Origin of the sequence: Cupriavidus nantongensis (genome assembly GCF_001598055.1) — a bacterium.
Taxonomy (GTDB): domain Bacteria; phylum Pseudomonadota; class Gammaproteobacteria; order Burkholderiales; family Burkholderiaceae; genus Cupriavidus; species Cupriavidus nantongensis.
The window spans coordinates 3,597,050-3,617,934 of the sequence record NZ_CP014844.1; the positions used below are offsets into that span (position 1 = coordinate 3,597,050).

Annotated in this window: 18 protein-coding genes; 7 read left to right on the forward strand and 11 right to left on the reverse strand. The window is 58.3% G+C overall.

All coding sequences use genetic code 11. From position 1 onward, the window contains the following. Positions 1–4: 4 nt before the first annotated feature. From A2G96_RS16595 to A2G96_RS16615, 5 genes are all read left to right on the forward strand, one after another. On the forward strand, positions 5–1,180 hold the full coding sequence (locus tag A2G96_RS16595) for a tyrosine-type recombinase/integrase (protein ID WP_062798903.1): 1,176 nt from the start codon (positions 5–7) through the stop codon (positions 1,178–1,180). Then, complete coding sequence (locus A2G96_RS16600; RefSeq protein ID WP_150124154.1) at positions 1,173–2,912, forward strand: hypothetical protein; 1,740 nt, start codon at positions 1,173–1,175, stop codon at positions 2,910–2,912. Before A2G96_RS16595 ends, A2G96_RS16600 begins: the two co-directional genes overlap by 8 nt. Before the next feature lie 46 nt (positions 2,913–2,958). Further along, positions 2,959–4,803 (forward strand): site-specific integrase, encoded by a 1,845-nt coding sequence (locus A2G96_RS16605; protein WP_231909582.1) that lies wholly within the window; start codon positions 2,959–2,961, stop codon positions 4,801–4,803. Then, positions 4,796–5,191, forward strand: a complete 396-nt coding sequence (locus A2G96_RS16610) for a TetR family transcriptional regulator (RefSeq protein WP_150124155.1) — start codon at positions 4,796–4,798, stop codon at positions 5,189–5,191. Before A2G96_RS16605 ends, A2G96_RS16610 begins: the two co-directional genes overlap by 8 nt. A gap of 331 nt (positions 5,192–5,522) precedes the next feature. Then, positions 5,523–5,906 (forward strand): YkvA family protein, encoded by a 384-nt coding sequence (locus tag A2G96_RS16615; RefSeq protein ID WP_062801056.1) that lies wholly within the window; start codon positions 5,523–5,525, stop codon positions 5,904–5,906. A gap of 372 nt (positions 5,907–6,278) precedes the next feature. On the opposite strand, the gene A2G96_RS16620 is transcribed toward A2G96_RS16615, so the two are convergent. Continuing rightward, on the reverse strand, positions 6,279–6,935 hold the full coding sequence (locus A2G96_RS16620) for a TetR/AcrR family transcriptional regulator (RefSeq protein WP_062801059.1): 657 nt from the start codon (positions 6,933–6,935) through the stop codon (positions 6,279–6,281). 402 nt (positions 6,936–7,337) lie between these two features. Between A2G96_RS16620 and A2G96_RS32605 the strand changes: the two genes are divergently transcribed. Continuing rightward, entirely contained in the window at positions 7,338–8,129 is a 792-nt protein-coding gene (locus tag A2G96_RS32605; protein ID WP_082818986.1) for an SDR family NAD(P)-dependent oxidoreductase, read from the forward strand. 236 nt (positions 8,130–8,365) lie between these two features. Further along, positions 8,366–8,716 (forward strand): hypothetical protein, encoded by a 351-nt coding sequence (locus A2G96_RS32610; protein WP_150124156.1) that lies wholly within the window; start codon positions 8,366–8,368, stop codon positions 8,714–8,716. Positions 8,717–8,794: 78 nt separating this feature from the next. On the opposite strand, the gene A2G96_RS16625 is transcribed toward A2G96_RS32610, so the two are convergent. The 10 genes from A2G96_RS16625 to A2G96_RS16670 form a co-directional block, all read right to left on the reverse strand. Then, complete coding sequence (locus A2G96_RS16625; RefSeq protein WP_231909584.1) at positions 8,795–9,514, reverse strand: SDR family NAD(P)-dependent oxidoreductase; 720 nt, start codon at positions 9,512–9,514, stop codon at positions 8,795–8,797. Positions 9,515–9,779: 265 nt separating this feature from the next. Then, on the reverse strand, positions 9,780–10,943 hold the full coding sequence (locus A2G96_RS16630; RefSeq protein WP_062801063.1) for an iron-containing alcohol dehydrogenase: 1,164 nt from the start codon (positions 10,941–10,943) through the stop codon (positions 9,780–9,782). A 239-nt stretch (positions 10,944–11,182) separates the two neighbouring features. After that, the gene (locus A2G96_RS16635; RefSeq protein WP_062801065.1) at positions 11,183–12,697 is read right to left on the reverse strand and encodes an AMP-binding protein; all 1,515 of its coding nucleotides are present in this window, start codon (positions 12,695–12,697) and stop codon (positions 11,183–11,185) included. 32 nt (positions 12,698–12,729) lie between these two features. Further along, entirely contained in the window at positions 12,730–13,902 is a 1,173-nt protein-coding gene (locus tag A2G96_RS16640; protein WP_062801068.1) for an acyl-CoA dehydrogenase family protein, read from the reverse strand. A gap of 64 nt (positions 13,903–13,966) precedes the next feature. Beyond that, a complete protein-coding gene (gene lpdA, locus A2G96_RS16645) occupies positions 13,967–15,364 on the reverse strand; it encodes a dihydrolipoyl dehydrogenase (RefSeq protein WP_231909585.1) in 1,398 nt (465 codons plus the stop codon). Further along, positions 15,361–16,743, reverse strand: coding sequence for an MmgE/PrpD family protein (locus A2G96_RS16650; protein ID WP_197672295.1), 1,383 nt, complete (start codon positions 16,741–16,743; stop codon positions 15,361–15,363). The genes lpdA and A2G96_RS16650 overlap by 4 nt, the downstream gene beginning before the upstream one ends. Positions 16,744–16,751: 8 nt before the next feature. Then, the gene (locus A2G96_RS16655; RefSeq protein WP_062802222.1) at positions 16,752–18,008 is read right to left on the reverse strand and encodes a dihydrolipoamide acetyltransferase family protein; all 1,257 of its coding nucleotides are present in this window, start codon (positions 18,006–18,008) and stop codon (positions 16,752–16,754) included. A 20-nt stretch (positions 18,009–18,028) separates the two neighbouring features. Then, a complete protein-coding gene (locus A2G96_RS16660) occupies positions 18,029–18,814 on the reverse strand; it encodes an enoyl-CoA hydratase/isomerase family protein (protein ID WP_062801070.1) in 786 nt (261 codons plus the stop codon). 29 nt (positions 18,815–18,843) lie between these two features. Beyond that, positions 18,844–19,824 (reverse strand): alpha-ketoacid dehydrogenase subunit beta, encoded by a 981-nt coding sequence (locus tag A2G96_RS16665; protein WP_062801072.1) that lies wholly within the window; start codon positions 19,822–19,824, stop codon positions 18,844–18,846. Next, positions 19,821–20,816: a thiamine pyrophosphate-dependent dehydrogenase E1 component subunit alpha gene (locus A2G96_RS16670; protein WP_062801074.1), complete on the reverse strand. Its 996-nt coding sequence runs from the start codon at positions 20,814–20,816 to the stop codon at positions 19,821–19,823. The genes A2G96_RS16665 and A2G96_RS16670 overlap by 4 nt, the downstream gene beginning before the upstream one ends. Positions 20,817–20,885 lie beyond the last annotated feature (69 nt).

Here is a 20,885-nt window from a genome sequence, read left to right on the forward strand (position 1 = left end):
ACCCATGCGACTTCTGTTCAGCACTCCCAGCTTCACATATGCAGGCTATCCGCGGCCAGGGCTTCCGATCATCGTCGGCGATGACATGCGTCCGCTGCAGCCGGTTCAAGACTTTATTGTGTGGAAGCTTCTGGGGCAAGGAAAGCATCTAAGCTTACTAACATGGGAAGACTACGGTCGCCGGCTATGGGACTTCTTCTCGTTTCTAGGCGCCAACGGTTTAGACTGGGACGAACCGTGCAGAGAGCCAGGCAAGAGCCCGCTGGCCAGATACCGCAACTGGTCTCTCGTTGAACTGAAACTTAGCCCGAAGACGGTGAACGGTCGTCTCCGGATCGTTTGTGAGTTCTACGAATGGGCAGGTAGAAATGGACTCATCGACGGGGTGCCATTTGGCTACTTGGCGACTCGGCGGGTCACGCATAATGACCTTCTGACGCATGCGCGAAGCGATGCAAGTACCGTCAGTCGTCCTGATCTTCTAATCAGGGAGCCCTCTCTGCTACCAGAGTTCCTCTCGAAGGAGCAACTGAGGGTGTGCCGCTGCGCGCGTGCGAATGCAAGCACCATGCTGCTTTTCGACTTGGCCGCCCGAGTCGGCCTCCGCTCATGCGAGGCACGAACCTTCCCGCTCAAATACGTTTTCAATCCGGCAGCACGCGCGGACTGCCTGCCGAGCCAGATGATCCGTGTGAGGCTCGATCCGCGAGATATGTGGCTCAAGTTCAACAAGCCCCGGGACGTGGATATCCCCTACTCGCTCATGGAGAACATGTATTCGTACACGCTGTTCGAGCGAAACAGGCTTTCTGCGAATGGTGACGCTCGTGTCGAGTGTCTGGTGCTAAACGTCTATGGCAAGCCGTACACCAGGTCGGCCATAACTGAGGCATTCAAAGGACTCTCTGCACAGGTCGGGTTTCGAGTGCGCGCACACATGCTTCGCCACAGCTATGCAGTCCATACCCTTGCGCGCCTTCGAAAGGAACAGAATTTCCACGGAGAACCCTTGTTGTACGTGCGCGACCGGCTCGGCCACAGCAGCGTCGACACAACAATGATCTACCTACGCCAAGTCAACCAGTTGGCAAGTAGTCTTGTGCTCGCGCTCGAGCACGAGTTCGACGAGCTCTTCGGCATCGCGAGCGATCAAGACGAAGAAGGATTGCGACGTGCCTAGAGCGAAGAACTACGCCATTGCAGCGGGGACTTCGCGGCCAGACCCAGCTATCGAGAAAAGCCGCTTCACACGGAAGTCGGCGCTTCTGGATCTCTCTGAAATCCTCGGTGCCGAAGCGCGATTGATCGGAACGAAGACAATCGACTACCGGTCCTGGTTAGGCCGAGGCATCGACGATTGGGTGTGGACATGCGTCGATGGCGTGCTGTCAATGCTTGCATCTGGTTCCCGGCAAGCGTCGACGGTTCGTTTTGTAGGTCAATCGATGCGGTACTTCTTCTCGTACCTCTGCGATGGCCGCTCGAAGCCCTTGGTTAGTCGTGCCTCGGAACTGACCCCGATTCACGTAGCACAGTACGCACAATGGCTGCAGTTGCAAGGGAAAACAGAGGGTTGGAGTAAACATACCGCTCGTGGCTACTTTGCGGCGTCCAAGCAGATGTTGTGGCATCTGATCCATCAAGGGGTGATTCATGCGCCGGAAATCGACCGCTTCTTCCCCAAAGCCCCAATACCAACCGCGAACGGCGAAACTCGCACCAAGCCCCTCAGCAATGGAGAGCAACAGCGCCTTGCGGACGCTCTCAAAGCAGATTTGATCGATTTGCGCCATGGCGGCTTCGCCTTGAACCCATCTGAAATAGCGACCGTCAGATACCTAGTCATCGCGATGCGATCGGGGGGCAATCCCACACCTCTGCTCGAGATGAGACGAGACGCCCTGATGCCGGGCCTGGTTCCGGGCGTGATGGGGTTGCGCACATACAAATACCGAGGACATCAGGTTCATGTGCGCGCCACTCGCGCCACGCCGGAGTCGATTTCGCTTCCAATGGATGCCGTCGGCTTACTCCGGCAGGCGATCGCAGACAGCAAGGATTTGGCGGCACAAGCGCCAGATCACCTGAAAGATCGTGTGTGGCTATATCGATCCGCACTGCCGGCAGACCAATTCGAAATCAAATGCCTCGCTTATGCCACTCTTGTGGCGAACATTAGGAAGCTGGTGACGAGGCGCATGATCGTTGCAGATGACGGCAGTCCGTTGAAAGTCACGATCAGTCGACTTCGCGCGTCACTGGCAAAGAGAGCCTGGCGTTTAAGCGATGGCGATCCGATTGCTGTCGCTGGAGTGTTGGGTAACACAACGAGGGTGGCCGACACGAACTACCTCGGAATCGATGAGCAACTGCAGGCAGACGCGGCCACGTTTATCGAAAGGGAACTGGGCGAGCTGCTTCGCGGTGGAACACCAAAACAGGTCGTCCCGATCTCACAAGACACAGCGTCCGGGGCGCATTCCGTTACACCGACTGGTCGCTGCGCCGATAGTCTGCACGGCGCGCGGGCGCCGAAGGATGGAACGAACCACTGCGATCTGTTCGTCATGTGCCTCTTCTGCCCGTCATTCGCAATTACGGGCGAGCTTGCAGACCTATGGCGTCTCTTCAGCTACCAAGCATTTATCATATCCGAACTCGATTACTTCGATGCGGCCTATGGACAAGGATCCTCGGGAGACGCTCAGCTTGATCACGTCAGAGATCTCCATCGCCGCGCAGCAAACTTTATCGACGAACTGAGTCAGCGCTCCTTCGGTCAGAACATCGTCGCGGCAGCGAAGGAGAAGGCCCTCCGTGAGCCTCACCCATTCTGGGCGTATCAAACGGAGCGGCTAAAACTCAGACGAGCGGCGATCCATCTACATACCGCCGGAGGTGCAAATGACTAGGAGTGCGAAATGGGAAGCGCTCTCTGAGGAATCTTCTTCGACAGTGGTGAAACTGCCTCCACAGGTCACACGCCGCGCCTTCGAACTACTCGCCGCGCAACCTCTATCGGTGTCGGGACTACCGCCGGAAAAACGAGACCAAGCGGTCGTGACGGCAGTAAGCGACGATGCTGGTCATGAGCATGTGGTGAGCAGGTTCGGAGACGCGGTCTGGGACATGCGCAGCATGTACAAGACGCTCAACACTGTGGCCAGTGAAAAGATCATCGTGTGGCCGCAGGACATCCCATCATGCCTACTTCTGGACGCCAAGGCCGCCCTGTACACGTGGCTGCGTCGCGGCCGACAGGGTTGGGCTCGCCCCTCGGGGGCCACGTTCACTGGCTGCGCACGGGCTGGAATCCGAACGTTGCGTTACTTATCCTCCCAAGGCCTAAGCAGCTTTGAAGAGTTGAAGCCAATTCATCTGGCTGACCACATTGATCATCTCTGGACGGTAGGCAAGCTCGAATCTCATTCCATCTTCCTTCGACTTCAAATCGTCGATCTCGTATGGGCGTTTCGAGATGATGTTGAACGCCCGATGCGATTGAGTCCCTGGGGTAACACCAGTCTTCTTCAACTCTGTGGTGCAAACAAATCACGAAATGCGATAGTGAGTGGAAAGACGCCCGTCATCCCACCATCAGTGCAAGCTCTGCTGTTCAACTACGCGGAGACTATCGTCCGTGCTGCCGATGCGGAAATGCGCACCTCCAACGGCGACGTCGCTGCAACATGGAAACGGCGGTTCACCCAACTAAGGGATGCAGTGCTCTATCTGCTCCAGATCAGCACTGGAATGCGAAACAGCGAAGCGACAGGGGTACGTAGAGACGGATGGCGTAGCGAGGTCCGAAAAGGCATCACCTATCACTGGGTTGAAACGGTCGAACACAAGACCGGCAAGGGAATCGTTGAGTTTCTGGCACCACCAGAACTGATTGCAGCTCTTGCCGTGTTGCAGCGAGCCGCGGAGCCATTGCAAGAGCGCCTCCGTCGTGAGATTGAGTGGCTCGAGACCATGCTAGCGGAGACGTCACTGGGAGACAGAGAGGTCCCCAACGGCACGAGCAAGAACGGGGTGCTCCAGCGCCTTGCCGAAGCACGTGCCTCGCGAGACAAACTGTTCCTGCGGCTTGACGGCAAGTTCGGTGATGCACCAGGTTCGCATTCTCGTGTAGGCGTTCTGAGCCAGAGAAGCTGCGTCGGTCAGTTGAACGTCCTTGCCAAAGCGGCCGGCGTAGATTGGAAGATGGCAAACCACCAATGCCGTCGAACCTTTGCCTGGAACGTGGCCAACAGCCGTCTTGGTCGCAGATCTCTGATCTTCTTGAAGTGGCAGTTCAAGCATTCCACCATTAGCATGACCCAGCTTTATGCGGCGAACCCGCTTCAGGATGAGTCGCTGTACGATGAGTTCTTCGATGAAGTAGTCACCGCCAAAACTGAAATCATGTCCAGTTGGTTCGATGATGAGGCCCCTCTCGCGGGAGGCGCGGGTCGCAGGATCATGCAATCGAGGGCAATACCAATCGCTGATCGGGAGAATCTCCTCAGGCACACAGCCGAGCATGTGAACATCCGGGCGACAGGGCACGGGTGGTGTCTTGCGGAACAGCGAGGATGTGTTGGTGAGGGTCTCTATGAGGCGTCAAGGTGTGCCGACTGCGGCTCGGCAGTCATCGACCAGAGCCATCGCGAGACTTGGCGTTCGATACACCTTCAAAACCTAGAGCTTGCAAAGATAGACTGCGGTCCTGCTGTTGCCCAGCGTGCCAACCGCGAGATTGCCAGATCGTCCAAAGTCCTTCAGGAGCTTGGTGTAACGGAGGCGGGCACAGATGAATGAAATCAGAAGTGGACCTAGCGAAAAGAAGGCATCCAGACGACGCGACAAGGGTACCACTGCGGTTGCTTTGCGCAATGCGTTGCTGCTGGTCAAGAATAGTGGTCACAGGGTCAGCATCAAAGCCGTTGCCGAGGAAGCCGGTGTGGATCCGTCTCTGGTCCATCACGTCTATCCCGATATCGCCGAGGAGATCCGGAGCATCGCCGGCCGAAGCACGCGTACCCAACGGGACAGCAAGCACGCTGATTTGGTCAAAGCCCGCACCCAGATACGCGAGCTCAGACAGGAGGTGGCGACGCTGCTCACCGAACTGGCTGACGCCGCTTCCCTAAACCTTACGCTCCTTGAGCAGCTAAAAGACCTTCGGGCTGGCCAAACTGGTCCGTAGACCGCAACACCGTTGCGATGGAAAATGTGTCACTCCCGATCCGGCAGCTCAGCGGACATCCGACTATCTTAGAATTGCCGTCGGTTGCTCAGCTAGAATGTACTGCATTGAGAGCCCAGAGAAAGCTTCGATGGAAACGGAGCTCACGGCTGTTGAACGCTTCTCGGCCAAGAACCGTCGCTCGCCCTTGAATTTGTTTGGACATCTCAACGTCGCCTTCGCCCCAACAACGGCCGTTACTCGCCACAGTGGCGGAGGCGATGACTTAATCTCGGGCTAACCGCTCACCTATAGAATGACGCGCCTATAGGTTCCAAATGGTTGAGTTTGTATGAGGCTGTCCGAAAAGCTGCGAGCCTGGGCACGATGCATCAAGCGCGACGGTGTGACTCTTTGGTTCGCCTGCCAGAATCCAAGCACGCCGAATTTGACGAAGTTGCTGTGCATGTTCGTGGTTGCCTATGCTTTGAGCCCAATTGATCTTGTGCCCGACTTCATTCCTGTCCTCGGCTACATCGACGACATTCTTCTCTTGCCCGGATTGATTTGGCTCGCAGTTCGCTTGATACCTGATGAGGTACTGAAGGAATGTCGCAGCCACGCCGATAGATGGCTGGAGGAACAGGGAAAGAAGCCGACGAGCTATTGGGGAGCGGCGCTGGTCGTGTGCGTGTGGCTCGCCGTTGCCTACGGTGCGTGGCTGTTGTTTGTCTGACCTGCCGCGAATATCTCCACTAGCTTGATGCATGAGGGTCTGCATCGCGCCAACATCGACCATCGGGAAATCAGAGTATGTGCGGCTGAGGTGGGGTCGACCAGAGACTGCTGACCATGACCATGACCATGACCATGACCATGACCATGACCACGGCCAACCGGTCGGCCGAGGCCGGCCAGTTCCGGCCATCGGCCCATCGATTGATCTAGACAAGTCAGCGTCGCCTCCAACTTACCTTACGGACATTCCCAAACGGAAAGCACGTGTCGAGTGAACGCGCAATTTAACCACTCTGGAGAGACCTGATTGTTTTGGTGAAGCAGGGAGTGCAGCCCTGATCCACCATAGTTCTGATGGGTGGTGCACTCCCTACTTGCTTCCCGCCTGAGGACGACCGAGCAGACCATAAAGGACGAATTTCATGTACGTCTTAACAACAGATCTTGGAAGTTCCACCCGGGCGCCGTCGTCGGAGCGATAGCGCTGCGAAAGGTAACTGCGGGCTGCCATCAGCATATAGGCCACGGCTTCCAGATCGGCCTCAGAATACTCTGGAAACTCACCCGCTTGCAGGGAGCGCTTCAAAAACCTAATGTACCGACGCGACACGTTCTGGAGGTGCGTCTGAAACGCGGTCGGTGCAAACGTCTCCGCTTCGTTAAGAATCCTAGAAAACTGGGGCGCCTCTTTCAGAAACGAGAAGAATGCGCGAAAACTGCGCTCTTCGAGTTCGGCAAAATTACTGGGCCCGGCCGCCTTGGCTCGAACATAGCCCAGCATGTTCTCACCCATGTCCGGCAGCAACGCATCAAATATGTCTTGCCGGGTCTTGAAGTAGTTGTAAAAGGTACCCTGAGCGACGCCAGCGCGTTGCGTAATCATCGTGATGGATGCGTCGCTGTAACCAACTTCGCCGACCACCTCCGCCGCAGCACGCAATAGGGCTGCACGAATGCGTTCGGATCGCTCAGAGCGACTGCCCGCATCCCGCCAGTCTCCCAGGTCAGCAGTTTCTTCCTTCTTCATAATCAGTAATGTGGTGATCCAGTAGCCAGATTATGACAGGGCTTTTTGTTGACCATCGTTGTCGCGATGCGTTCCGCGAGTGCGCGATGCTGCCTTCCTTGCGCTTTTCCGGCGTTCCGTATGCGATGTTTGCTAGCGAATAGGCCTTACAGGACGCTCAATCACGACAGTGAAGCCAAGCTGAAGGACCCTGACAAGGGTTTCTACCGATCTCACTATGATTGACGTGTAGAGGAGCCAGTGACTATCCTTTGTCATACATGAACGCCGATTCACCAATCATATTATTGCCTCACCCCGTAGTGTGGGCTGCCGTGACATCGTTTTAGAAATTGCGGCGCCTGAGTTGGGCAGGCCAGAGGCACGGGTAGACAAGAAGTCAATTCAGAGGAGTGTGGCGAAATGGAATTTAGTCTCGAGGGTAAAGCCGCCGTTGTGACTGGCGGCGCGAGCGGGATCGGTCTGGCATGCGCAAGGCTGCTTGCATCTGCGGGAGCCCAAGTCGTGATTGCCGATCGAGACGAAGAAGCGGCCCAACGCGCGGCCAACGAAATTGGGGCGCTTCCCGTGTCCATTGACGTCGGCGACGATGCTTCGGTGGATGCCGCAGCCCATTGCATTGGCGGTTTGGTACCCAATGTCGACATTCTCGTGAATTGCGCAGGGGTGCTGCAGCGGACTTTACCTCCGGAAGAATTGACACTATCGGAATGGGATCGGGTTGCGCGCATTGATTTGCGCGGAACTTATCTATGTTGCAGGGCGTTTGGTGCGGAGATGGCACGACGTGGCCAAGGTTCCATCATCAACATTGCATCTGTGGCAGGCATGTGTTCCGGCCCTCTGCATTCTTATGCACCGGCCAAGGCGGGCGTGATCAACCTTACAGAGTGCCTCGCGGGCGAGTGGGGGCCGAAGGGGGTGCGGGTCAATACCGTTTCCCCTGGCTTCACCATGACACCGGCTCTGGAGAAAGGCCTTTCGACCCACACGCTTGATGGCGGCGAACTGGCCCACGCCTCAGCGCTCGGTCGCCTTGTGGCCGCCGATGAAATCGCCAGAGCAGTGCTGTTCCTTGCATCCGATTGGGCATCCTCCATTACCGGTGTCAACCTGCCCGTCGACGCGGGATACCTGGTTGCTCGCTCATGGTCCAGTTACGGCGGATTGCGACGCGTGCAATCGTCGAAGTAATGCGACTCGTCAACCTCTGCCTCCCTTTCGACGTGGATGTCGAATCTTGCGCGGGCCATTGCCATTTGCAACGGATGGGCCGTAGCATCGTCCTGTCCGAAGGCGAGCGAAAGCGGATTTCAGCCTATCGTAGTTTTGGAATAGGATTTGGCAAGTATGTAGGCTCTACGGGAGGAAGTGCGGTCAGGCTGCTCACGCCTTCCCTCGTACCCGTAGACCCCAACGGAGCGTCGGTCTTGGGTCCGACACTCCGGCCCCTGACACTCAAAATCGCCATGGCGGTGTTTTCTGAGCCTGACGCGGCCTGGTCACGCGCCTATGCAGCAGCGATGTTCGGCATTTCAAAAAGCATGCTCAGCGCCAGGATGCTATACGAAGGCTCCGCCTTGACACACATCATCTGCGAACAACGTCTGATGCGAACACTCGTCGATGTGGCACAAGGCAAGCCCCATCGCGCACGATACGGTTTTCCCTCTGTCGAGCGACGAGATTCAGCATTCTTCGATCGCTTCGAACTTGGTATCGAAGATTTGAATTTCATTGCACGAGTAGGTCGCTTCAGCCTATCGAAACAGCTTGGATGAGATGTAAACGCCCGCCTGACCTAATGCCCAGGGTCCACTGCCCCGATAGATTGAAGCGACCTGACACTCGTTACTGACTTAGTTCATATAGACGCCACCATTCACGTCAAGAGTAGCCCCACACATGTAACTCGCCCCCTCCGAGCAAAGAAAGGCGATTGGCATGGCAATCTCACGGGGCTCGCCCATGCGACGCATCGGAATTCCGGCTACATCGAAGGTCTGTCCGTCCGTCATCGGCGTGCTGATGGCCCCGGGCGCAACGCTGTTGACCGCAATGCCCAAAGGCGCAGCTCGCCTGGCGAGCCATTTGACGAATGCGCTTGTGCCGCCCTTCGCTGCAACGTAGTGCGCGCTTGCCGCCAGCCCCCCAACGCGGGCTGCCACTGAAGAAACGATTACGATCCGGCCTTTGCCAAGTTCCGCCATTCTTGCCAGCGCTGCCCGGGTCAGATGCATCAACCCGAGCAGGTTGATATCGATGACCTGCTTGAAGATCTCATCCCATCCAGCTTCATTCCAATCATCCCAAGGACAGTAGCCCGCATTCGCGACAACGGCATCGATTTTTGGAAGACCATTGATCACTCGCTCGACGGCAACACGATCCGTAACATCGAACACGACCGCTGCGGCAGCATAGCCTTGGGAAGTCAGGAAATCTGCAACGTCCGTGGGCGCCTGCCGGTCCGCCAGCACCACATTTGCCCCGAGGGTTGCGCAGACAACTGCAGTTTGCTTGCCTATGCCACCTGCGGCACCTGTAATCAGAATGGTTTGTCCATCAAGTCGGAACACAATATCTCCTCAGGGTTCATTGCAGAGAGGCGGCTCCGTTAGCACAGAGCAGGGCAACCGAAAGCAGCAGTAGGTGACCGCCTAAACGACTTCGGCTCGCGACGAAGTCAGGAAGGGAGAAGGTCGCCTGGGGCTTCTCAAGTCGGGCACCTGCTGCTGGCACGCTCCACTTACCGTGCTCCATGTCAAAAGACCCTCTGATCAGCTCTGACTATTTCATGCAGATGCCGCACGCGAGTGGGACGGGCTGCGGTGTTTCAAACCTTTACCAGGCCATCTCCAAAATAGCGAGAATGTCATCCACGGAAGCAATTTCCCGAGGATTGCTTCGCACCATCATGTTTTGCATCGCGCCGCGAGCAATGGCCTCGAATTGGTCCCTGCGAACCCCGACATCTTGCAAGCACGTCGGTTGCCCGAGATCAGCAATTAGCGTTGCGACCGCATCGGGCGCGTCGTCGCTTGACCCAAGCGCCTCCGCAATCAAATGCTGACGATCTGCATTGGTCTCCGCATTCCATCGAAGGACGCTGGGAAGCAGCACGCACGAACAATGTCCATGAGGGACGTTCGCAACTGCCCCAAGTTGATGCCCAATGCCATGACTGGCGCCCCATTCGACCCGGCCGATACCCATAGTCGCAAGCCAGACGCCTTGCTGGCTTGCCAATCGAGCGTCGAGGTCGGTTGGTACTTGTCGGTTGGTACGAAGAGACTGGCTCAGCATTCGCAAAGCATGGATGCTCGTCGCATCGGTTAGCGGTTGCGCCGTCCTTGAGCAGATCGTTTCCACCGCGTGATCAATAGCACGGACTCCCGTGGACAGCCACAAGCGATCGGGCGTATGTACCGTAAGGCTGGGATCAAGGATAACGATCTGCCCCCCGATATACCGGCCCGTGTACAGATCCTTAACCTGGCGGGTCGGATCGGTCGCACCAGCAAGCATGGAGAACTCGCCCCCTGAGAGCGTAGTCGGGACGATAATTTGTCGCACGGGTGGCGGCGCCACGCTTGGCACGATCCGCTTCCCTGCGGCATCAACCTGGATCCGCACGCGATCAAAGTCCTGCTCGGCGTGGCAATTCTCGGCCAGCGCGACCAAAGCGACTTTCACAGTGTCCATGGGCGTTCCGCCTCCCACTGTGACAATGAGGTCTGGCTGCTCGTCCCGAATCCTCTTTGCCAATGAAAGAACGGCACCTCGCGGAACATGTTCGACGCATTCGTCGTAGACGCCGATGCATCGATCGCCCAGCGCGTCCACAATCTCCCGTATAGCGGGGGTTCCGCGGTGAAGCGTCTTGCTTGCAACGACAAGCAGTCGCGACTTTTTCAAGGCGGCAGCCTGCTCAGCGACCGCCTGCGCGGCAGGGACCCCGAAAATGACTCGATCTTGAGCAATGTAGTCGTACACGCCTGACTTCATGGTGGGTCTCCTCAGATATCTTCTTATTCTAAAAATTGCAGCTCACGGCGATGAAAAATCCAGAAGCATGGATGCGACGGAGCATACTGATCGGCCCTAGCTCGGGCACAAGGCATAACTCCGAAACAGCGTGCGTACGGGTGCGGCAAAGCCGCTAAAGTGAAGGCTCAGTGCGTCCGCCGGCGAGCAACCCCGGCGAACGCCAAATGCAAGCATCGCTCGATCATCCTGAGGTGCAGTCAGCTCGCCTCGCCCGCCGGCGGTGCGCACTGTTCTCGCAGAACACGTTTGAGAACTTTCCCCGAAGGCGTACGTGGCAAGGCTTCACTGATGATCAAGCGCTTGGGAATCTTGAAGCCTGCCAGAAGGGAGCGGCAGTGAGACATCATCTCCTTCTCGGACAGGGTCATACCCGGGCGCAGCACCACAACGGCGACCACCTGCTCGCCCCAACGCTCATCTGGCAGTCCGATTGCGACCGCTTCGCTAACCTGCGGAAGTAGATATAGAACTCGCTCCACTTCGGAGGACGCAATGTTCTCGCCGCCACTGATGATCATGTCCTTCAAGCGATCAGTGAGGTAAAGGAATCCATCCTTGTCGAGATAACCAACGTCCCCCGTCCGAAACCACCCATCGGGGAAGAAGGCCGCAGCGGTTCTCTCGGGCTCCCGCCAGTAACCCGGTGTCACCTTCGGCCCCCGAATGCAAATCTCCCCGGGCTCACCTGGTCCGAGGACCTCTCCATCTTCGGCGCGAATCTCGATCGCGACATGCGGTAGCGGGCGACCAGTGGAGCCGATTTTTTCCAACTCCTTGCCAGGTTCCATCATCGTGTCCCCCGAACAGGTCTCCGTCAGCCCATAGGCATCGATGTAGCGGGCCGTCGGAAAGGCTTCCGCAAAATCGTGGATTCGTGCTTCAGGCGTTCGCTCTCCGCCGCCAATGGCCCAGCGTAGACTCGACACGTCGAACTTACCAGTCTTGGCGCACGCGAGCATCCGACCAAGCATCACCGGGGCCAACCAAGCCCCCGTAAGCTGCTCATTCGCGATTGCCTGGAGTGCTTGCCCTGCATCAAAGTCCCGCTGAATACAAAGCATGCCCCCCACTACCAGCACAGCGACTCCGGGCAGATCGTAGGCCCCAACGTGATAGAGAGGTCCACAGACCAGCAACTTGTCGTCCCGACTCAGACCGAGGGCAATGATGTGATCCAGGGACTTCCAGTAAAAGTTGCTGTAGGTCTGCATGACCCCTTTGGGCCGCGCAGTTGTTCCGGATGTGTACATGAGCCTAAAAAGCGTTTCAGGAGTCTCTGCACGCTCCGGTAACGCCTGTAAAGCTCCCCCACCCAGGACGCGCGAATCTGCCTGTGCCGCAGTCCCTACTACCAGTCGGGGACAGAAGCTGCCCGCGAGGTCCGTCAGCTCGGCATCGACAAAAAGCAACTTAGTCCCTGCGTGGCTCAGGATGTACTCCACCTCATCCGTAGCAAGGCGGTAGTTGACAGGCAAAAATACCGCACCGATATGCCCAACGGCCAAGCTGATCTCGAGGAACGAGGCGCTGTTCTTCATGAGCAGCGCGACGATGTCACCAGGTTTGATTCCTTGCTCAAGCAGCAAGCCCGCGCATGCCCTCACGCGATCGGCCAGCTCACCGTAGGTGACACGTTGATCACCATATACAACTGCGAGGCGTTGGGGCGCAACGCCTGCATGGTATTCGACTGCAGCACTCAACGAAATCATTTCGTCTCCTCCGTGTAACGGATCGCCCCTTCTTAGTATGATTTCGGCATGCCCAGCTCATGCACTGCGATGAAGTTCAAGATCATCTCTTCGGAAATAGGGGCAAAGCGGAAAAGCCGGCAATCGCGCCAGAGCCGCTCTACATGGTATTCCTTCGCATACCCCATCCCGCCCATCGTTTGCATTGCGCGTTCCGTGGTACGCGCTACAGCTTGCGCTGCCAGGAGCTTGGCGGCATTGGCTTCGCTGCTGTACGGCAACCCGGCATCGAAATTGGCAGCCGCTTTGTAATTCAGGAGACGTGCCGCTGCTACTTCAGCATGACACTGCGCAAGCGGGAACTGCAACCCCTGATATGCACTGATGGGCTTGTCACCGAACACCTTGCGATCGTTCGCATACTGAACAGCCAACTTGATCGCAAGGTCGCCGGTGCCGACCAGGCCAGCGGTCGTCACAATCCGCTCCGTATTGAGAACGTCGAGCAGTTCGCGCCAGCCGCCGTGAAGGGTACCGACCAGCTCATTCGGATGTACCCGCACGTTGTCAAAGAAGACGCTGCTGGACGCGAGTGTCCGCGTGCCAACCTTGTCGATGGCACTGTGCGTCAGGCCATCACGCTCTACGTCTACCATGAACATCGAGATGCCGTCGGTTCGGGATTTCGAGTCCGCCAGCTTCTTGGTACGTGCCACCACGAGCATCTTCTGCGCGTCCGGCACAGCGGTAATCCAGATCTTGCGCCCGTTAAGGATCCATCCATCGCCGTCCTCTTGAGCGAACGTCCGGATCTCCAACGAATTGCTGCCGGCGTCCGGCTCAGTCAGAGCCATACAGAAGTTGATTTCCCCAGCAACCAGCTTGGGCAGCAACTCCTTCTTCATTTCGTCGGTACCGAACCGCGAAATAGAAACACCACCGAAGATCGGGTTGATCATGAAGAGCTGGCCAACGGTCGACCCACCGCCGCCTGCGGAAAGGGTTTCGATAATCAGCGCCAAATCCAGAACACCCAGGTCGCTTCCGCCATATTCAGACGGCAGCGCCGCGCCGCCGAGCCCCGCCTCGCAGACTGCTTTCCAGTACTCGGTCGGGAACGCCTTCTTGTCGTCAATCTCGCGCCAGTACTCCAGTCCGAAGCGCTCCGCTACCTTGCGGGCGCTGTCCACCATCATCGACTGTTCGTCATTGAGCTGAAAATCCATGATACGTCTCCTCGAATCACTAAAGGTACCCTGGCCGTCATCCTCTCCGGGAGGGACGCCTCGGTTAGATATGAATGGCGCGATCGAACGCCTGCAGTACAGACTCGTGAATGGCCTCGGATAGCGTTGGATGAGGGAAGACCGTTTGGATAAGCTCCGCTTCCGTTGCCTCCAGCTCCTTTGCCAAGGTCAGCGAGTGCACGAGCTCCGTCACATGAGGGCCTACCATGTGCGCGCCCAACAGTTCCCCTGATTCTTTGTCGAAGACGGTCTTGATAAAACCGTCCGCCTCACCAATTGCCAAGGCCTTGCCATTTCCCTGGAAGGGAAAGCGACCCACGCGCACCTCACGGCCCTGCGCTATGGCTGCATCCTCGCTCAACCCGACACTCGCCGTCTGCGGATGGCCATAGGTACAAGCAGGGATGGTCGGCGCGTGCCCCGAGGACGCCGAAGCTCCATCAACGATGGCGTCAATACACGCCAGCGCCTCGTGCATTGCCTTGTGTGCAAGGCAGGGCGCCCCCGTCACATCGCCAATGCCATAGAGTCCCTCTCGCGAGGTCCTACCAACACCATCGACCTTGATGAATCCGTTGTCACTAAGTACGCCCATCGCCTCCAAACCAAGCGCGTCCGTATTGGGCGTAACGCCGATGGACACCAACATGCATTGGGGTGTCAAGGTACGCTGCGCTTGTGCATCGCGAATCGCCAGGTTGAGCTCAGCATCGCGTTGCTCCACTGATTCAATGCGCGCACCGACGAGAAACTCAATGCCTCGCTTGCTGTAGGCCTTCTCCACAAGCTTCGAGATCTCCTCATCTTCCGTCGGGAGCACTCGGCCCTGTGCCTCAATAACAGTCACCTTAGTACCGAGGGCTGCGTAGAAGCTTGCGAACTCCATCCCGATTGCGCCTGCGCCTACGACCGCCAGCGATGCAGGGAGCGACGAAGGGGATAGTGCATTGCGATAGTTCCAGATCGTCGTGCCGTTTGCAGGGGACCCGGGCAAATCGCGAGGGCGCGCGCCCGTGGCAATAATCACGTGCTTCGCAGTCATCGATCGTGACTCGTTGCTAGACTCCACGACAACTCGCCCTAGTTCAGCAAGCCTGGCCTGCCCATCGACGACAGCCACCCGGTGCTTACGAAGCAAATGCTTCACGCCTTGCGAGAGCTTCCCGGCGACTTCCCTCGAGCGGCCGATCATCTTCCCTAGGTCGAACGACCGATCGCCGGCATGAATTCCAAGTGCATCCAAGTCGCCCAGCGCCTGCCAGGCCTCCGCGGCATGAAGCAGAGACTTCGTAGGTATGCAGCCCCAGTTCAGGCAGATCCCGCCGAGGTGCTCCCGCTCCACTAGCGCCGTTCGCAAGCCGCGTTGGGCGGCACGGATAGCCGCCACGTATCCGCCGGGTCCACCGCCAATTACGATCACGTCATAGTCGACCGCCATCATTGCGCCTCCACTTTTGCTTGTGCCGGCAGGAAGCAGGCAACAACTCGTGCAATACCTACGGACTCGGGATCTTTCGCGAAAGCCCCGATAGTGCTGTACGCCTCTTCAGGAACCGACGTCTCTGCGCCAACGCGACATACCAGTCGCGACACATCATCGAAGTCGTAGGCGTAGTCCGATGCCGCCATCGTCTGGCGATGCCGAATCACGTCGCCATCGTCCAACTGAAGTTCGATCACGCAGCACAGTCGGTCTACATCAGGATCCCCTACAAGCGTCGTCCGGGAAATTAGCCGCGCGACTTCCTTATCTTCATAGTCCGTCATCCGCGCGTACGTCGGTACGCCATGTAGCAAGGTCGTACTAACGCAGAAGGGAGTACTCATGAGCGTCCCCGAGATGCTGTGGAATGGCCCCGTTGCATCCATACCAGCGTACCCGGCCTCGAAGGGGTTCATACGGACTTCGATTGCCTTGATGGTGCGTCCTGAGAGCGATTCTCGAAGTTTCAGCGCGGCAATGACGGGCGTTTGGTTGAATGCACATACGGGATACGGCTTGAACGTGACCCGATGTGTCGCCCACTCACGCCCCAGTTTGGCTGCGAGGGTCCCGACATCACACGTAGTTCGCGCAAAAGCCACGGCGAAGCCAAAGCGGCCCTCGAACGCGTGGGACGACGAGACCGATCCCGCACGTGCCAACGATGCGGCAATGTAGCCCTGGATGGCTGCAGTGCCGACCTGGTACCGCCATTCATCGGTCCCGTCTTCAAAGGACTGAAGCAGGCCACCCGTGAAGGAAGCGGCATTGGCAATCGCTGCAGACGTCTGCCGCACATTCAGTCCCATCAGATAGGCCGCCGCAGCCGCCGCCGCTAGGGTTCCGTACAACGGTGAGGCTCTCAAGCCCGCTGCGGTCGTAATGGGAGAGTATGCTTGCTCGATCAACCCGCCGACTTCGTAGGCGGCGATCAGCGCTGGCAAAAGCCGTGCGATCGGCCACTTTTCCGCTTCGAGCATTGCCGCAAGCAGAGGAATGACAATTGCACCGATGTGGGCGGCACCACAGGTATCTTCCTGAGCTCGCCCATGAAACAGTGCTGCGTTAGCCAATGCTGCATGAATGACGGAAGAGCGCCGACCATTCGCCAGAAGCGTGGCACCGCAGCACTCCTCGCCAAGAGATGCCGACTCGCTCAATGCGGCACAAGCGACGGACGTATAGGGCGTCGTCATCGAGCCACGCGCCATTCCTAATCCGTTAAGAAGGCAGGCGCGGGCCTTGTCAAGAACGTCGACTGGCACCGTCTGCACGCTCAGCGAGCAGACGAATTCCGCGAGACGCAAACTCAAGGAAACGTCGTTGTTGCTTTCCACAGTACACCTCACGCAACTAAGCCCAAGGGATTCTCGATGCCCGATACAATGGCCTGGAGAAATGCCAGGCTACTGACGCCGTCGAACAATCGATGATCTGCCGCTAGCACCAGACCCATCTCCCTGCGCAGCGCCGGCTGCCCTTGCTCATCAGGCCGGAATACCTCTCGGACGCTGCCAACGCCGAGAATCGTGGACTGCCCCGGGTTGATAATGGAGGTCATGTAGGTGACATCGTGCATCCCCGCGTTGGAGATACTGATTGCCCCTCCCGCCATATCCTCACCGGTCAGCTTGCCGCCTCGAGCCTTGTCGATTGCCGCCGAAGTCGCAAACACCATCTCCCGAAAGGAGCGAGAACCAATGTCGCGCACGACTGGCACCAGCAAGCCCCGTTCGGTGTTCACCGCTACACCTACGTCGACGGTTGGAAAGTCGATGATCGACTCGTCTTCCCAGACACGATTGAAGGTAGGCATCTGGCTCAGTGCGCGCGCAACCGCAGACACGAGCAAATGGGTCAGCGTAACCTTGGGATACCCAGCGATGTCATTCAGCGAGCGCCTCAAGTCAATCAAGGCACTCACTTCCGCTTCCGTAGAAAGATAGAAGTGGGGCACTTGCTGCTTCGCTTGAGTCAAGCGCCGCGCGATCGTGAGTTGGGTCGGCGTCGGACGCGTACGTTGAACCACACTCGATTTCGCAGCCCCAATATCGGCTTTCGCTTCCATTGGTTCTGTCTCGCCGGTTCGTCTTACCTCGGCAAGCGTGGATGCCGCCGTTCTCACGTCTGCCGCCTTGATTCGGCCTCTCGGGCCGGTACCGTTCACGGACGCCAACGAGACGCCCATCTCGGCAGCGAGACGGCGAGCCAGCGGTGTGGCAACAACCCGCGCCGCCTGACTTGGCTGCGCTGCGGGCGAAGCACGCTTCTCGTCTTTTGGATTGACCTTGGGTTCGGACAGGGTGCTTGCCCCATTTAGCTTGGCGTGCTCACCCGCCTGGACAGCCGCCGTGGCCGTTGCTCCGTCCTGCTCGCCAGCCTTGCCATCGTCGAAGTAGCCGAGAACGGTTCCTACGGGCACAATATCCCCCGGCCCCACGATCACCTCAAGCAGTTTGCCATCGGCATCTGCGGAGATTTCGTTCGCCACCTTATCCGTCTCGACGACGAAAAGTCCGTCACCAACTCGAAATTCGGATCCAGGCGAGAGCATCCACTCCACGAGCGCACCCTCGGTCATCGTCAGACCGAGCTTGGGCATCAACACCTCTTGTCTCACAATCAGTCTCCCTTGAACGTCGGGGATTGCTTCTCCAGGAAGGCGCGGCAGCCCCGATGCGCATCCTCCGAATCGAGTACGAGCCCGATCATGGCTTGCTCATAGGCCAGCGCAGCACCCAGCGGCATTTCGATGCCTTGGCGAAGGCTCCGCTTCAGCAGCTTCAACGTGAGCGGCGACTTTTGAGCAATTCGCTCAGCCAACGCCAGGGCTTCTGACAGCAATTGCTCACGGGGAACCGCTCGGTTGCACAGGCCATACGCCACTGCCTCTGCTGCGCTGATCTGGTCGCCGGTGAACATCAGTTCCTTGGCACGGCAAGGGGCAATCTGACGCAGGATCCGCTGCGAGCCGCCGGCGCCGGGAAACAAGCCGAGAAGAATTTCCGGGAGACCTAAGCGGGCTTCCTCTGCGACAAGCCGAATATCCAACGTCAGCAGCAGTTCCGTCCCGCCCCCCAGCGCCCATCCATTGACCGCGGCAATTGTCGGCTTGTCGCAGTCCTCGAACCGACGGAACACGCGATGAATTACCTCCGCGAACTCCTGGTAGTGTGCGAGCCCCCTGCGGCTATCCAGGTCGGCGATGTCACCGCCTGCCACGAATGCTTTCTCGCCTGCCCCGGTAATCACGATCGCGCGCACCTCATCGTCGCTCTCGAGTGAGGTCAGCGCGGCCTCCATCTCAAGCAACGTGGGGACGTTCAGCGCGTTAAGGGTCTTCGGCCGGTTGATCGTCAACAGAGCCACTGCACCACGCTTTTCCAGCAAGATTGAGGATTCACTCATGATGTACGTTCTCGTAAAGTTGGGGTGGATTACGCGACGACCCGGCGCACAGCCTGGGAGACTTTGTCGACGTCAACGACATAGCCGCTCTCCAGGGATTTTGCAAAGGGAACCGGCATGAACGGCGCGCCCACGCGGAGCACCGGCGCGTCGAGGTCATCGAATGCATCATCTGCAATGCTCGCGGCGATTTCGGCGCCGACGCCGAACGCTTGAACTGCCTCATGCACGACGACGGCCCGGTGCGTCTTGGCCACGGACGAGAAGACAGCCTCGCGATCCCAGGGCTGAAGCGTGCGCAGGTCGATCACCTCAACATCAATGCCCTCCGGCGCCAGTGCTTCGGCGGCCGCGAGCGACACCGCTACGGTTGCCCCATACGTGACGATCGTCACGTCAGAGCCCGTCCGCGCCACCCTGGCCCGCCCCAAGGGAATCGATGTTTGCGTATCAACTTCGCCCTTGGTCCCATACAGTGCCTTGTGCTCAATGAAGACGACGGGATCCGGGTCTTCGATCGACGACCTGAGCAACCCGTACGCATCGCCTGGGGTCGAGGGACACACCACCTTCAGTCCGGGAACGTGTGCAAACCACGCTTCGAGACATTGGGAATGCTGAGGACCTGCGCTCAGCCCGCCGCCGTGCGGGGTGCGCAGTACCATCGGCACGCTACTGCGGCCGCCAAACATGAATCGCGCCTTGGCAGCCTGGTTGACCAGTGCATCCATCGTCAGGGTCACGAAATCCATGAACATGATCTCGGCGACCGGCTTGAGCCCGGTCATTGCCGCCCCGACACACATCGATGCGATTGTTGCCTCCGAGATGGGCGTGTCCCGTACTCGCTCCGGACCGAACGCCTCGAGCAGGCCCCGTGTTACCTTGAAGGAGCCACCAGCCGCAGCGATATCTTCTCCGAGCACCACAACCGAATCGTCCGCCTGCATCGCGTCGCGCAGGGCTTCGTTGACTGCCTGGAAGTACTTCTTTTCGTTTGCGGATTTCATGCTGCTGCTCTCTCCGGTGCGACCTCGACCGAGGCTGTGTATACGTCCCCAAAGGCTTCTTCGAACGTGGGCAAACGATCGGCCCGGGCTCTTTCGATCGCCGCCTCCACTGCTAGCTGCACCTCGTGCTCGATGGATTCGATTGCCTCCAGCGCTACGCCGGCGACTTGGAGGGCGGTGCGCGATCGTACGAGTGGGTCCAGCTTCGCGCCGGCTTCCAACTCTGCTGGATCTCGGTACTTTTGAGGATCGCCTTCGTAGTGTCCGCGCACACGATGGGTCGAGCACTCGAGAACATAGGCCCCCTGGCCTTCCCGGATGTACTGAATCGCCTTCTGGCTAGCTCGCGCCACAGCGCTCACATCGGCACCATCAACGTGGTCGTAGGCAAGTCCAAAGGCTGCGGCCAAGTCCTTCAGTTTTGCTGCGAACTGCTGCGACGTCGGCGAGAACTCCGACCACCCGTTGTTCTCACACACCAGCAAAAGCGGCAGCTTCCAAAGTGAAGCCATGTTCAGCGTTTCATGCAGAACGCCTTCCGCCATGGCGCCGTCACCAAAGAACACTACGGCAGCATTGCCTCGCTTCTGAACCGAGTGGCCCAGCGCGCTCCCGAGCGCAATGGGAATTCCGGCGCCAACGATGCCGTTCGCCCCAATGATGCCAAGGCGCATGTCCGCCACATGCATGGAGCCACCACGGCCGCCGCAGATGCCGCCTGCACGCCCCATGATTTCCTTAAAAAACAGGTCCAGGTCCAGGCCACGTGCGAGGACGTGACCGTGCCCACGGTGCGTCGTTGCCATGGTGTCGCCCGAGCGCAGTGCGGACATGACACCGGCGGCAACTCCCTCCTGGCCGAGGGAGAGGTGGATGAACCCAGGTACTTCTCCATCAGAGAATAGCTTGATCAGCGATTCTTCTACCCGTCTGATCAGGACCATAGTCCGGTGAAGGGCGAGTTCCGCATCCGGATTCTTAACTTTGCTCATACGATTTCCGTCCGAGTTGAATTCACGCGTCGTCTCTGCTGTCCACGTCCGTGGTCAGCGGAGCCATTC

What these genes read in the sequence shown, in the direction of transcription:
- A2G96_RS16670 (WP_062801074.1), bottom strand. Translation starts at nt 20,816, where the DNA reads ATGAGCAAAGTTAAGAATCCGGATGCGGAACTCGCCCTTCACCGGACT.
- A2G96_RS16610 (WP_150124155.1), top strand. Translation starts at nt 4,796, where the DNA reads ATGAATGAAATCAGAAGTGGACCTAGCGAAAAGAAGGCATCCAGACGA.
- A2G96_RS16665 (WP_062801072.1), bottom strand. Translation starts at nt 19,824, where the DNA reads ATGAAATCCGCAAACGAAAAGAAGTACTTCCAGGCAGTCAACGAAGCC.
- A2G96_RS16595 (WP_062798903.1), top strand. Translation starts at nt 5, where the DNA reads ATGCGACTTCTGTTCAGCACTCCCAGCTTCACATATGCAGGCTATCCG.
- A2G96_RS16640 (WP_062801068.1), bottom strand. Translation starts at nt 13,902, where the DNA reads ATGGATTTTCAGCTCAATGACGAACAGTCGATGATGGTGGACAGCGCC.
- A2G96_RS16660 (WP_062801070.1), bottom strand. Translation starts at nt 18,814, where the DNA reads ATGAGTGAATCCTCAATCTTGCTGGAAAAGCGTGGTGCAGTGGCTCTG.
- lpdA (WP_231909585.1), bottom strand. Translation starts at nt 15,364, where the DNA reads ATGATGGCGGTCGACTATGACGTGATCGTAATTGGCGGTGGACCCGGC.
- A2G96_RS32605 (WP_082818986.1), top strand. Translation starts at nt 7,338, where the DNA reads ATGGAATTTAGTCTCGAGGGTAAAGCCGCCGTTGTGACTGGCGGCGCG.
- A2G96_RS16630 (WP_062801063.1), bottom strand. Translation starts at nt 10,943, where the DNA reads ATGAAGTCAGGCGTGTACGACTACATTGCTCAAGATCGAGTCATTTTC.
- A2G96_RS16620 (WP_062801059.1), bottom strand. Translation starts at nt 6,935, where the DNA reads ATGAAGAAGGAAGAAACTGCTGACCTGGGAGACTGGCGGGATGCGGGC.
- A2G96_RS16635 (WP_062801065.1), bottom strand. Translation starts at nt 12,697, where the DNA reads ATGATTTCGTTGAGTGCTGCAGTCGAATACCATGCAGGCGTTGCGCCC.
- A2G96_RS16615 (WP_062801056.1), top strand. Translation starts at nt 5,523, where the DNA reads ATGAGGCTGTCCGAAAAGCTGCGAGCCTGGGCACGATGCATCAAGCGC.
- A2G96_RS16655 (WP_062802222.1), bottom strand. Translation starts at nt 18,008, where the DNA reads ATGCCCAAGCTCGGTCTGACGATGACCGAGGGTGCGCTCGTGGAGTGG.